The sequence below is a fragment of the Pseudoxanthomonas winnipegensis genome (assembly GCF_030322905.1).
In the GTDB taxonomy this organism is placed as follows: Bacteria; Pseudomonadota; Gammaproteobacteria; order Xanthomonadales; family Xanthomonadaceae; genus Pseudoxanthomonas_A; species Pseudoxanthomonas_A winnipegensis.
This window is the reverse complement of the sequence record NZ_CP095475.1, coordinates 3,027,862-3,040,279: the sequence shown is the minus strand read 5'-3', so window position 1 is coordinate 3,040,279 and position 12,418 is coordinate 3,027,862. Positions and strand designations below refer to the sequence as shown.

The 12,418-nt window shown below is 70.3% G+C and carries 14 protein-coding genes; 6 read left to right on the top strand and 8 right to left on the bottom strand.

Going from position 1 to position 12,418, the window contains the following annotated elements; translation table 11 throughout:
- Positions 1-1,083 (bottom strand): GGDEF domain-containing protein, encoded by a 1,083-nt coding sequence (locus tag MWN52_RS13445; protein ID WP_130554018.1) that lies wholly within the window; start codon positions 1,081-1,083, stop codon positions 1-3.
- A gap of 113 nt (positions 1,084-1,196) precedes the next feature.
- Here MWN52_RS13445 and MWN52_RS13440 point away from each other — a divergent pair, with 113 nt between their 5' ends.
- The 4 genes from MWN52_RS13440 (at position 1,197) to MWN52_RS13425 (ending at position 4,101) form a co-directional block, all read left to right on the top strand.
- On the top strand, positions 1,197-1,868 hold the full coding sequence (locus tag MWN52_RS13440; RefSeq protein ID WP_286575000.1) for a glutathione S-transferase: 672 nt from the start codon (positions 1,197-1,199) through the stop codon (positions 1,866-1,868).
- 76 nt (positions 1,869-1,944) lie between these two features.
- The gene (locus tag MWN52_RS13435; protein WP_130528764.1) at positions 1,945-2,940 is read left to right on the top strand and encodes an LLM class flavin-dependent oxidoreductase; all 996 of its coding nucleotides are present in this window, start codon (positions 1,945-1,947) and stop codon (positions 2,938-2,940) included.
- Between the two features lie 226 nt (positions 2,941-3,166).
- Entirely contained in the window at positions 3,167-3,571 is a 405-nt protein-coding gene (locus tag MWN52_RS13430; protein WP_286574999.1) for a hypothetical protein, read from the top strand.
- A 5-nt stretch (positions 3,572-3,576) separates the two neighbouring features.
- A complete protein-coding gene (locus tag MWN52_RS13425; protein WP_286574998.1) occupies positions 3,577-4,101 on the top strand; it encodes a GNAT family N-acetyltransferase in 525 nt (174 codons plus the stop codon).
- A 5-nt stretch (positions 4,102-4,106) separates the two neighbouring features.
- Here the strand turns inward: MWN52_RS13425 and MWN52_RS13420 are convergent, their stop codons facing one another.
- From MWN52_RS13420 to MWN52_RS13390, 7 genes are all read right to left on the bottom strand, one after another.
- A complete protein-coding gene (locus MWN52_RS13420; protein WP_286574997.1) occupies positions 4,107-6,182 on the bottom strand; it encodes a M2 family metallopeptidase in 2,076 nt (691 codons plus the stop codon).
- A 70-nt stretch (positions 6,183-6,252) separates the two neighbouring features.
- The gene (locus MWN52_RS13415) at positions 6,253-6,945 is read right to left on the bottom strand and encodes a YrbL family protein (RefSeq protein WP_286574996.1); all 693 of its coding nucleotides are present in this window, start codon (positions 6,943-6,945) and stop codon (positions 6,253-6,255) included.
- Between the two features lie 47 nt (positions 6,946-6,992).
- Positions 6,993-7,517 (bottom strand): hypothetical protein, encoded by a 525-nt coding sequence (locus tag MWN52_RS13410; RefSeq protein WP_425608036.1) that lies wholly within the window; start codon positions 7,515-7,517, stop codon positions 6,993-6,995.
- A 53-nt stretch (positions 7,518-7,570) separates the two neighbouring features.
- Positions 7,571-7,825, bottom strand: coding sequence for a cell division topological specificity factor MinE (gene minE / locus MWN52_RS13405; RefSeq protein WP_130517500.1), 255 nt, complete (start codon positions 7,823-7,825; stop codon positions 7,571-7,573).
- A 2-nt stretch (positions 7,826-7,827) separates the two neighbouring features.
- Positions 7,828-8,637, bottom strand: coding sequence for a septum site-determining protein MinD (gene minD, locus MWN52_RS13400; RefSeq protein WP_130517502.1), 810 nt, complete (start codon positions 8,635-8,637; stop codon positions 7,828-7,830).
- Positions 8,638-8,717: 80 nt separating this feature from the next.
- Positions 8,718-9,479, bottom strand: coding sequence for a septum site-determining protein MinC (gene minC, locus MWN52_RS13395; protein ID WP_130524833.1), 762 nt, complete (start codon positions 9,477-9,479; stop codon positions 8,718-8,720).
- Positions 9,476-10,072 carry a GNAT family N-acetyltransferase gene (locus tag MWN52_RS13390; protein ID WP_130517506.1) on the bottom strand — a complete coding sequence of 199 codons (597 nt, stop codon included), beginning with the start codon at positions 10,070-10,072 and terminating at the stop codon, positions 9,476-9,478. The genes minC and MWN52_RS13390 overlap by 4 nt, the downstream gene beginning before the upstream one ends.
- 149 nt (positions 10,073-10,221) lie before the next feature.
- Between MWN52_RS13390 and MWN52_RS13385 the strand changes: the two genes are divergently transcribed.
- Together MWN52_RS13385 and MWN52_RS13380 are read left to right on the top strand one after the other, a co-directional pair.
- Positions 10,222-11,457: a sensor histidine kinase gene (locus MWN52_RS13385; protein WP_130517508.1), complete on the top strand. Its 1,236-nt coding sequence runs from the start codon at positions 10,222-10,224 to the stop codon at positions 11,455-11,457.
- Positions 11,454-12,095 carry a response regulator gene (locus MWN52_RS13380; protein WP_130517510.1) on the top strand — a complete coding sequence of 214 codons (642 nt, stop codon included), beginning with the start codon at positions 11,454-11,456 and terminating at the stop codon, positions 12,093-12,095. Before MWN52_RS13385 ends, MWN52_RS13380 begins: the two co-directional genes overlap by 4 nt.
- Positions 12,096-12,418 lie beyond the last annotated feature (323 nt).

Here is a 12,418-nt window from a genome sequence, read left to right as displayed (position 1 = left end):
CTAGTTGGCCGGCGCGCGCAGCACCCGGTCGCGGCCGTCGCGCTTGGCCTGCAGCAGGGCGTGGTCGGCGCGGCGCATGGTGTCTTCCAGCCGGTCGGTGGTGCGCACCTGGCTGAGGCCGGCGCTGAAGGTGATGCTGCGGCCGAACTCGATCCGCCGCACCGCCTCGCACAGGTCCTGGATCTGGCGCACGGCCTGCATCTCGGGCAGGCCCGGCATCAGCAGCACGAATTCCTCGCCGCCCAGGCGCCCGACGATGTCCTGGCGGCGCGCGTAGCGGCGCATCGCGTCGGCCACCAGCGCCAGCGCGCGGTCGCCGGCGTCGTGGCCCAGCTCGTCGTTGATGCGCTTGAAGTGATCCAGGTCCAGGTAGGCCAGGGTCATGGGCCGACGCGCATCGCGGGTCAGGGTGAACACCACCCGCGCGGCGCGGAACCAGCCCTCGCGATTGAGCAGGCCGGTCAGCATGTCCATGTCCACGCGCAGCTCCAGCTTGCTGCGCAGTTCGAACAGCTCCAGGGCGATGTCCAGGCGCCGCCGGCGCAGCATCAGGCCCGCGCCGATGCCCAGCACGAGCAGGGCCAGGTCGGGGAGCCAGCTCGCCAGCGAGGCGTGCACCAGCACCAGCATCGCCAGCGACGGCAGCAGCAGCGCCGCGCCCATGCCGATCGCATCGCGCAGGCGCAGGCTCAGCGGCAGGGCGTGCATGGCCATCAGCAGCAGGACCACATGGGCCAGGCCCAGGCCGTGCGGGTCGAGGGTGACGCTGTAGGCCAGCGCGCCGCTGGCGATCAGCACGCCCAGCACCGCCAGGCTGCCGGCCGTGTCCGAACGCAGCCCGCGCATCCGCACGACCCAGCCGATGATCAGGACCGCCACCGCGGTGGCGCCGCGCACGGCCATCAGCCGCCAGGCGTCGGGTTGGCCGGTCAGCAGGTCGCGCATGCCGCTGATGACGAACACCAGCGGCGTCGCCACGAACAGCACTTCGACATAGCGCCCGGATTCGCGCTGCTGCTGCTCGATGAGCGCGCTGCGCTGCTCCGGAGCCAGGTCATCGACCCGACCGTTGAACCAACCCATCCGTGACCAGCCCCCTGATTCCAGGGTGACACGATACTCAAATTGACGACGACGCGATGCAGCGGGGTCCGCGGCTATCCTGACCGATCGCCCGCCCTGGAAGCCTCCCGTTCATGATCACCGTCCATCACCTCAACAATTCCCGCTCCCAGCGCGTGCTGTGGCTGCTGGAGGAACTGGGCCTGGACTACACCGTGGTCCGCTATCAGCGCGATGCGCGCACGATGCTGGCGCCGCCGGAGCTGCGCAGGATCCACCCGCTGGGCAAGTCGCCGCTGATCGAGGACGAGGGCCGGCTACTGGCCGAATCCGGGGCGATCATCGAATACCTGGTCGAGCGCTACGACGTGGCCCGCGCCTTCGCGCCGACACCGGGCACCGATGCCCACCTGCGCTATCGCTACTGGCTGCACTATGCGGAAGGCTCGCTGATGCCGCCGCTGCTGATCACCCTGGTGCTGAGCCGGATCCGCAGCGCGCCGATGCCGTTCTTCGCCAAGCCCATCGCCCGCGGCATCGCCGACAAGGCGATGGCCGGCTTCGCACGCCCGCAGATCAAGCTGCACCTGGACTATTTGGAGCAGGAGTTGGGCCGCCACGCCTGGTTCGCCGGCGAGGATTTCAGCGCCGCCGATGTGCAGATGAGCTTCCCGCTGGAGGCCGCGCAGGCGCGCTATGGCTTCGAGGGCCATCCGCTGCTGGCGGGCTTCATCCAGCGCATCCACGCCCGGCTTGCCTACCAGCGCGCGCTGGCCCAGGGCGGGCCGTACGACCTGCTGAGCTGAATACAGCATCGCGCTGACAGGGCTGGAAGCCGGGCGCCCTGGCCCCATCTCAAGGGGCATGAGTACCTCTTCCCCGATCATTCCCTATTCGGTCCTGGACCTGGCCCCGGTGTGCGAGGGCAGCACGCCGAGCCAGGCCTTCGCCAACGTGCTGGATCTGGCCCGCCACGCCGAAGGCCTGGGCTATACCCGCTACTGGCTGGCCGAGCACCACAACATGCCCGGCATCGCCAGCGCCGCCACCGCGGTGCTGATCGGCTATGTCGCCGGCGGCACCTCGACCATCCGGGTCGGCTCGGGCGGCGTGATGCTGCCCAACCACGCGCCGCTGCAGGTGGCCGAACAGTTCGGCACGCTGGCCTCGCTGTATCCCGGACGCATCGACCTGGGGCTGGGCCGCGCGCCGGGCACCGACCAGCCCACCGCCCGCGCGCTGCGCCGCTACTTCGACAGCGCCGACCAGTTCCCGGCCGATGTGACCGAGCTGCTGCGCTACTTCGCCCCGGCCGAGCCCGGACAGCTGGTGCAGGCCGTGCCCGGCGCTGGCCTGGACGTGCCGGTGTGGCTGCTGGGCTCGAGCCTGTTCAGTGCCACCCTGGCCGCGCAGCTGGGGCTGCCGTTCGCCTTCGCCTCGCACTTCGCGCCCGACGCGATGGATCAGGCGCTGGCGGTCTATCACCGCGACTTCCGGCCCTCGCGCCATCTGCAGCAGCCTTATGCCGCTCTCGGCCTCAACGTGATCGCTGCCGACACTGACGAGGAGGCGCGCCGGCTTTTCACCACCGCCCAGCAGGCCTTCGTCAACCTGCGCCGCGGCCGGCCGGGCAAGATCCCGCCGCCGATCGACGATATCGAGGCCTACTGGCAGCCGCACGAGAAGGCCGGGGTCGAGCGCGCGCTGGCCTGCAGCGTGGTCGGCGCGCCGGCGACCGTGCGCAAGGGGCTGGAAGCCTTCATCGATCGCCATCGCCCGGACGAGCTGATCATCGTCGCCAACATCTACGACCACGGGGCGCGCAAGCATTCGTATCGCCTGGCCGCCGAGGCGCTGGCGCCGGCGAAGGCGGCTTAGGGCGGGGAGCGGAACGGGCTCGTTGTTACTAGCGGGCCCTGCCGTTTCTTGGGGCGAACCCTGTCGTCATCGAGACACGACGCCTAACCCTCGAAGTTCTTAGGTTCCCGCCTTCGCGGCAACGACGGTTCGGACACTATTGATGGCGTCCCGGGGCCTCTCGACAGACCCGGGCCAGACCCCGCCGCGGTACCCTATCGGCCCCTTATCGTCCCGGGCCGATGCCATGTCGATCACCTCCAAGCAGCGGCGCGATGCGCGCAAGCGCCGCGAGCAGCGGGCTCGCAACCAGGCCGCCGCCGGCCTTGGCGCGCCTTCGCCGATCGAACCGCATGCCGAGCTGCGCGACGACGACAAGCAGCTGCTGGCCGGGATCGTGCGCCGCGACGGGCAGTGGGTGCTGGGCATGGACGGGCGCATCGCCGGCGAATCGGACAGTGCCGCGCACGTGCTGGCGCTGATCCTGCGCGCGGCCGAACTGCACGACCGCGCCGGCACCAACGTGCGCCTGGTCTATTCGGACGATCTCAAGCATGCCGCCCATGCCGAGGCCGCCGGCCAGGGCCTGAGCTTCGACCAGTTCCGCCAGCAGCTGGTGGCCGGCCTGCAGGGCGAGCCGGAGACCCACTGAGCCGCATGGCCGCTTCCGCCTCGCGCGTCGGCGTGCGGCCGCTGCTGCGCACCGATGCGACCGCGCTGATCGCCGCGCACCGCGCCAGCGTGGCCCTGCATCGTCCCTGGGTGTCGCCCTGCCTGGACCAGCCCGGATTCGAGGCCTGGTTCGCCCGCACCCTGGCCGATGACTACGTGAGCCTGATCGCACGCGAACGCGATAGCGGCGCCATCGTCGGGGTGTTCAACGCCAGCCAGATCAGCCGCGGCAACCTGCTCAGCGCCTACCTGGGCTACTACGCCTGCGTGCCCTGCGCCGGGCGCGGCCTGATGCGCGAGGCGCTGCCGCAGGTGACCGCGCATCTGTTCGGCGAGGTCGGCCTGCATCGCCTCGAGGCCAATATCCAGCCCGGCAACGCCGCCTCGATCGCGCTGGCCCGCGGCGCCGGCTTCCGCCTGGAAGGCTTCTCGCCGCGCTATCTGCGCATCGACGGCATCTGGCAGGACCACGAGCGCTGGGCGCTGCTGGCCGACGAGGCCGGTTTCTAGCGGCTTCAGCCCGCGGTGTCGGCCGCAGCGGCCGCCGGCACCTGCCAGCCGCAGCTGCGCCCCTCGTTCTGCTGCTTGAGCCAGGCCTGCAGGGGCTGGAAGTATTCCAGCATCGGGCCGGCGTCCATCGCCTCGCTGCCGGTCAGCGCCTTGAGCGTCTGCGGCCAGGGCTGGCTGGCGCCCTGGCTCAGCATCGCCCAGAACTTCTGCCCGGCGACCTTGTTGCCGTAGAAGCTGCACTGGTTGAGCGGCCCGGTATGGCCGGCGGCATCGCACAGCGCCTTGTAGAACTGGAACTGCAGGATCGCCGCCATGAAGTAGCGCGTATACGGCGTGTTGGCCGGCACGTGGTACTTGGCGCCGGCGTCGAAGTACTCCTCGCCGCGCGGCGTGGCCGGGGCCACGCCCTGGTACTGCGTCTTGAGCTGCCACCAGGCGCGGTTGTAGTGGTCCGGCTTGATCGAGCCGTCGAACACGCCCCAGCGCCAGCGGTCGATCATCAGCCCGAACGGCAGGAAGGCCACCTTGCTCAGCGCCATGCGCATCTGCGCGTTGACCAGCGCCGGCTCATCCTGCGTCGCCTCGCGCACCAGGCCGATCGAGGCCAGGTAGCGGGGCGTCATCGCCAGCACGATGGTGTCGCCGATGGCCTCGTGGAAGCCGTCGTTGGCACCGGCCTGGAACACCGGCGGCTGCCGGTTGTAGGCCAGGTCGTAATACAGGTGCCCCAGCTCGTGGTAGAGCGTGGTGAAGCTGTCCTCGTCGGGCCGGATGCACATCTTGGTGCGCACGTCGCCGGCCATGTCCATGTCCCAGGCGCTGGCGTGGCAGACCACCTCGCGGTCGCGCGGCTTGATGAACTGCGCGCGGGTCCAGTAGCTCTCAGGCAGCGGCGGCATGCCCAGCGAGGTGTAGAAGTCCTGCGCGCGCCGGGCCATGTCCTTGGCGCTGGCCAGGTCCGCGTCGCGGCGCAGGTCGCCCAGGCGCGCGATGGCCGCATCGTAGGCGCTGCGGCTCAGGCGCTCGCGTTCGTTAGCGTCGGGCGCATGGCCCAGGGCGCGCAGCTGCGCGCCATAGGCCGCATCGCGCGCGGATTCGAACGGGTCGGTGGTGTCCAGGCCGGCGTCGGTCAGGGTGCGCTCGTACTGGGCATCGTTGCGCGCCTGCAGCGCGCCGGTGATGTCCAGCGCGTCGGCCTCGGGATAGGGCTGCAGCAGGTCCCACAGGTTGCTCCAGTCCTGCTGCCACATATTGCCCATCAGATGCGCCGGCAGCAGACCGCCGTCGACCTGGCCGCGCATGCCGTAGCGCGCCTCCAGCCGGGTGCGCGCGTAGCAGTGCAGCTGCTGGTACAGCGGCTTGACCTGGTTCCACAGGCGATCAGTCTGCGCGGCGATCTCGCCCGGGGCCATGTCGTAGCCGCTGCGCCACTGCTCGCCGGCATCGGCGAAGCCGATATCGCGCGCACCTTCGTTGATCAGGTCGACGAACTGCCCGTAGCGTGCCCGCATCGGCGTGGCCGCGTCGTGCCAGCCGCTCCAGGCCTGCAGCTGGGCGTCGTAGTCGCGGCTGTGCGCCAGCACCTGCTCCAGCTCGCCCAGGCTGCGGCAGTTGCGCGTCGGGCCGTCGCCGGTGCAGGCCTTGCCGGCGCCGTACATGCCTTCCAGCTCGGTCGACAGCTGGGTCAGACGCGCCAGCTTGGCCGGGTCCTGCGGCGCGGGCATGGCGCTCATCAGCTTGAGCAGGTGGATGGCGCGCGCATCGGAGGGCGCCATCTGCTGGCCCTCGAAGCGTCGCGACTGCGCGATCCAGGCATTGAGCTGGGTCAGCGCGCGCTCGTTGGTCTTGGCGGCCAGGCGCTGGCTGTCCGGATTGATGTAGGTCGAGGACAGCCACTGCGCCGCGCTCACCTCCGGCGCGCTCTCGCGCAGGCCGGCGTTGACGCGCGCGACGAAGGCCTGCGCGGTCTCGCCCTCGGGCGCGGCGTGGATCCCATCGGCCGGCGGCTGGTCCGAACCGCAGCCGGCCAGGGCCAGCAGCGACACGGCGCCCAGGGCGAACACGAGGTGGCGTGGCGGCACGGAGCGCTTCCTTTGCTTCAGGCGGTGAGCCCGCAGGCTAGAGAAGCCGACCAGACGCCGCAAGCGCGGCTCATGGTGCGGCGCTGGGGGCGCCGTTGTCGGGCAGGGCGGCGCGGATGCGCGCGCGCAGGCGCTCGGCGCGGCGGCGGATCTTGCGCCGGCCCAGCGCGCCGACCCAGCGCGAGAACGGCACGATCTCCTTGCCGGCTACCACCGATTTGGCGTCCACGCAGACCAGGCGCACGCCGTCCCCGTCGGGCAGCACCAGCAGATTGCCGGCGTTGAGGTCGAACAGCGGGATGCGATGGCGCAGCAGCCACTGCTCGAACACGCTGACCGCGGCGCACAGGGTCGCGGCCGGATAGCGCGGCGCCTCGAACAGCAGCGCGTACAGGCTGGGCGCATCGCCGCCTTCGGGCAGGGTCACCCGCTGGCAGCACAGGGCCTGGCCGTAGACGGTGCGGAACATGCCCAGCACGGTGGCCAGGTGCGGCGCCAGCTCCTCGGCCGGGATGCGCGCGGACAGCTGCAGCCAGGCGCGCAGCTCGGCGTGGTTCTCATCGCGCGCGGGCTTGCGCTGCGCGCGCCAGCGCGCCAGCCGCTGGCGCAGGCCCACGCGCGTGCGCTGCGCCGGCGGCAGCATGAATTTCAGGCATTGGCGCGTGTCGCGCCGGTCGATCACGCACACGCGGTTGGCGCCGCGGCCGATCACGATCATGTGGTTCCAGGCCTGTCCGGGCCTGGGAGCGGCAGTGGTGTCCATGCGCGTCCCCGAACGCGAAGAAGTGGGTCGTCGAAGCCGTGCGCCGTTTAGTGCGGCAGGCCGCGCTGGGCCAGCCAGCGGCGCGCGTCCTCGGCGTCGTGCTGCATCCAGCCGGCGGTGGAGCCGATGCGGAACGAATAGCCCCACGCGTCCATGTCGGCCATCAGCCGCGCGCGGCCCACGCCGGGCAGCTCGTCGGCCAGCACCACCTGCAGGTAGCAGGTGGCGTCTTCCTCGATGTCCGAATCGGTGGCATCGGTGTGCACCAGCGCGCGCGCCTCGGGCGTGAGCACGATCAGGTGGCAGGCCTCGTGCAGCAGCGAGTGCACCGGCGTGTCGCCGCGCACGTAGACGTTGTGCGCGATCACCCCGGCCTCCGGATCGCCCCAGAAGCTGCCCGGGATCGGCACGCCGTCGGGCACGCGGTGCAGCACCAGGTCGAAGCGCGCCAGCAGCGCGGCCAGCGTGTCGAACGGCAGTTCGTCCACGCGCAGCACCGTGGCCATGGCCGCCTCGCTGCCGGGCGGCGGGGCGGAATCGGAAGCGGGCAGGGCGTTGTGCGGGGACGACATGGGGGCGGTGCTTGTGCGCAAGGCGCGGGCATGGCGGCCCGCGCCGGGTTGGATCAGGCCTTGCCTTCGGGCAGGGCCACCGAGATGTCCAGCACGTCGTGATCGCCTTCCTTGAGCAGGTCGACCTTGACCGCGTCGGCGTCGATGTTGACGTACTTCTTGATCACTTCCAGCAGCTCGCGCTGCAGCAGCGGCAGATAGTCCGGCCCGCCGCGCTGGGTGCGCTCCTGGGCGATGATGATCTGCAGACGGTTCTTGGCCGTCTCGGCGGTGTTCTTCTTGGCCTTGAGGAAATCGAACATGCCCATGCTCAACCTCCGAACAGCTTGCTGAAGAAGCCCTTCTTCTCCGTTGTGGTGAAGCGCATCGGGCGGTCTTCGCCCAGCAGGCGCGCCACCGCATCGTCGTAGGCCTGGCCGGCCGGGGATTCCAGATCCAGGATCACCGGCTCGCCCTTGTTGGAGGCGTTGAGCACATCGCCCGACTCGGGGATCACGCCGATGGTCTTCAGGCCCAGGACCTCTTCCACGTCCTTGATCGAGAGCATTTCGCCGGTCTCCACGCGCGCCGGGTTGTAGCGCGTCAGCAGCAGGTTGGGCTTGAGCGTGCCGCCCTGTTCGGCCTTGCGGGTCTTGGAATCCAGCAAGCCCAGGATGCGGTCGGAGTCGCGCACCGAGGACACTTCCGGATTGACCACCACGATCGCCTTGTCGGCGAAGTACATCGCCAGGAAGGCGCCCTTCTCGATGCCGGCCGGCGAGTCGCAGACCACGAAGTCGAAGCCGTCGGCGTCCAGGTCCTTGAGCACCTTCTCCACGCCTTCGGTGGTCAGGGCGTCCTTGTCGCGGGTCTGCGAGGCGGCCAGCACGTACAGCGTGTCGAAGCGCTTGTCCTTGATCAGCGCCTGCTTGAGCGAGGCCTCGCCCTGGGTGACGTTGATGAAGTCGTACACCACGCGGCGCTCGCAGCCCATGATCAGGTCCAGGTTGCGCAGACCCACGTCGAAGTCGATGACGGCGACCTTCTTGCCGCGCCGGGCCAGGCCGACGGCCAGGCTGGCGCTGGTGGTGGTCTTGCCTACGCCGCCCTTGCCGGACGTGACGACGATGATCTCAGCCAATGGTGTTCTCCTGGAATGTGAAATGCGGTGGAGCTTTGCCATGTTGCGGGAACGGCCCGGTGAGGGCCATCTGTGCCGCGCTAGGTCTGCGCGGCGATGTTCAGCTGTCCGTCTTCCAGCCACACCTGCACGGGCTTGCCGTGCAGCGCGCGCGGGACGTCGTCCAGCACCTTGTAGTGGCCGGCCACGGCGACCAGTTCGGCGTGGAAGGCGCTGCAGAAGATGCGCGCGTCCTCGTTGCCCTGGGCACCGGCCAGCGCGCGCCCGCGCAGCGGGCCGTAGATGTGGATCGAGCCGTCGGCGATGACCTCGGCGCCGGCGCCGACCGAAGTCAGCACGGTCAGGTCGCGCTGCTCGGCATAGATCTGCTGGCCCGAGCGCACCGCGGTCTTGAGCACCATGCCGGGCTGCGCGACGGCCTTGGGCTTGGGCGGCTCCGGGGCGGGCGGGGGAGGCGGAGGCGGCGGCGCGGCCTGGACCGGCTCGCTGCGCTCGTACTGGGCGCGGAACTTGGCCAGCAGCGGCAGGCCGAGCTGTTCGGCCAGCGCCTCGATCTCGGCCGTGCCGTAGGCCAGGGCCACCGGCAGCACGCCGGCGCCGGTCAGGCCGTCGACCAGCGCCCGGGCGGTGGTCAGGTCAGGGGCCTGGATCAGGCCGCCGAAGTCCACGATCACCGCGGCGCGGCCGAACAGCTTGGGCGCGCGGTCCACACGCTCGCGCATCTCGCGCACCAGCGCGGCCACGTCCAGCGTGCGCACGCGCAGGTTGGCGATGCCGACCTGGCCGATCTTCAGTTCGCCGGCCTGCTCGTAGTTGGGGGTGGTGGGGGACGGGCTGCTCATGCGTTGCTCGCCCCCTGCGCGCCGGCGGGGGTGAAGGCGCGGGTACGCGTCCACGGGGTCTGCGGCAGCTTGCCGCCGTAGGTCTCCAGCACCCAGGGATAGCTGCACAGCTCCTTCATCAGCATGCTGGCGCGGACCTTGACGCCGGCCATGACGTGCTGGCCGACCTCGCGGAAGCCGAAGCTGCCATGGAACAGCAGCGCCGAGTCGGCGCCGTGGTCCAGGAACACCTCGCAGGCCAGCTGCGGGTAGCGCAGCTCGGCATAGCTCTGCACATCGGCATAGAAGGCCCGACCCACGCCGCCGCCGCGGCGGCGGCTGGCCACCACGATGCGGTCGATATAGAAGAAGGCCGGATAGCGCTCCTGGAACCAGCGGTAGTTGCTGCTGTCGTGCTCCTGGCCGGCGCCGAAGCCGACCAGGAAGCCGGCCAGGTTGCCATCGCGCTCGGCGACGCGGAAATACTCGGCGCGCTCGTAGAACTCGTGCACACGGGCGCTGTCCAGCGGCAGGATCGCCAGACCAGCGTTGTTGTTCAGGGCCAGGACGGAATCCAGCTCGCGCTCGCGCACGTCGCGGATGACGATGGACATCGGGCTTCAACTCCGGGGGAAAACTGCGCCCGACACCGCCGGGGCGGGCCGATTATCGCATGGGTGGCTGGCCGCTGCGGCAGGTCGGATGCGCGCAGGCATGACTTCAGGCCGGGTCGCGGGTCGCGGCACGCCCGTAAGATGCCGCCATGCTCGGACGAATCGCCCACACCCGCCTGTTGCGTGCCGCCGGGCTCTACACCTGGGCGCTGGTCGGCATTCCCATCGTGCTCAACGCCTGGTTCCTGCCGCCCTCGCGCGGGGCCGAGGGCGCCAGCCTGAACGTGCCGATGTCGCTGCTGGCCTATCTGGCCTTCGGCCTGTGCTACTGGCTGGCCACCCGCACCCTGCACGAGCGCCCGCCGCAGCATCACAGCCTGTCCAGCGTGCTGTTGCTGCTGGTGATGATCTCCTCGGCCGTGGCGGTGGGCTTCTACACCCGCACCGGCCTGGGCGCGCTGCTGCTGGCGGTGGTGGCCGGCGTGCTGCCGTGGATGCTGGAGCTGCGCTGGGCGGTGCTGTGGCTGATGTTCGCCCACGTGCCGCTGGTGCCCTCGTTCATGGCGCTGGACGACTTCAACTTCTGGGAGTCGGTGTTCCAGTCCTCCTTCTATGTGGGCTTCGCCGCCTTCGTGCTGGTCACCGCCTATGTGGCCCGGCAGCAGGCCCAGGCGCGCGAGGAGCAGCGCCGGCTCAATGCCGAGCTGCGCGCCACCCGCGTGCTGCTGACCGAGAGCGCGCGCGTCAACGAGCGCACCCGCATCTCGCGCGAGCTGCACGACCTGCTCGGCCACCACCTCACCGCGCTCAGCCTCAACCTGGAAGTGGCCAGCCACATCACCGAGGGCCGCGCCCAGGAGCATGTGCGCCAGGCGCACACCCTGGCGCGGCTGCTGCTCAACGACGTGCGCGAGGCGGTCAGCCAGCTGCGCGAGTCCGGCTCGATCGACCTGGCCGCCACCCTGCGTCCGCTGGCCGAGCACGTACCCTCGCTGCACATCCATCTGGACCTGCACGAGCCGTTGACCCTGGAGGATCCCGAGCGCGCCCACGTGCTGCTGCGCTGCGCCCAGGAGATCATCACCAACGCCGTGCGCCATGCCGCGGCGCGCAATCTGTGGATCCGCTGCCGGCGCGAGGGTGCCGAGCTGGTGATGGACGCGCGCGACGACGGCCGCGGCGCGGCCGAGCTGATCGGCGGCAACGGCCTGCGCGGCATGCGCGAGCGCCTGCGCCAGTATGGCGGCCAGCTGCAGCTGGATACCGCGCCGGGGGCGGGCTTCCGCCTGGCCCTGCGCCTGCCGGCGGCCAGCGACGATCCGCTGCTGTCCGGCCCGCTGACGCCGGCCTCGGCGCCCCTGATTTCTTCCGGAGAACTTCCATGATCCGCGTCTGCCTGGTCGACGACCAGAACCTGGTCCGCCAGGGCATCCGTTCGCTGCTGGCCCTGGACGACGGCATCGAGGTCGTCGGCGAGGCCGCCGACGGTCGCCAGGCCGTCGAGCTGATCCCGCAGGTCCGCCCCGACGTGGTCCTGATGGACATGCGCATGCCGGTGATGTCCGGCCTAGAGGCGCTGCAGGCGCTGGCCCGCGCCGGCCAGCTGCCGCCCTCGATCATCCTGACCACCTTCGACGACGACCAGCTGGTGCTGGCCGGGCTCAAGGCCGGCGCCAAGGGCTATCTGCTCAAGGACGTCTCGCTGGAACAGCTGGTCGGCGCCATCCGCACCGTGGCCGAAGGCGGCTCGCTGGTGCAGCCGGCGGTGACCCAGCGCCTGCTTTCGGGCCTGGAGCACATGCGCAACGAGTTCGTCAGCCTGGACCGCCCGGACCCGCTGACCGACCGCGAGACCGAGATCCTGCGCCTGATGGCCTCGGGCTTCTCCAACAAGGAGATCGCCAATTCGCTGGGCGTGGCCGAGGGCACGATCAAGAACCACGTCTCCAACATCCTGTCCAAGCTGGGTGTGCGCGACCGCACCCGGGCGGTGCTGAAGGCCTTCGAGCTGCAGCTGGTCTGAGGCCGAGGGGCCAACGGGTCTTTCCCTAAACGCCGCCGACATCCCCCGCCACCGTCGTTCCCGCGAACGCGGGAATCCAGGGACTTCGGGGCTCTACCGCGTGAGGGTCCATAGATTCCCGCTTTCGCGGGAACGACGGCTTTCTTGTTAGCCGTTCTGTCCAGCTTCGTGGCACGCAGGCGCGCCCATTCAGCTCCGGCCTTCGCCTTGAGTTGGCAGGTCCGCAAAAGAGCATGAGCCCGCACCAATCCCCCGTGGGAGCCGCCATGGCGGCGAAGAAGCTTTCCCGACAAAGCCCTTCGCCGCCATGGCGCCCACCTGTA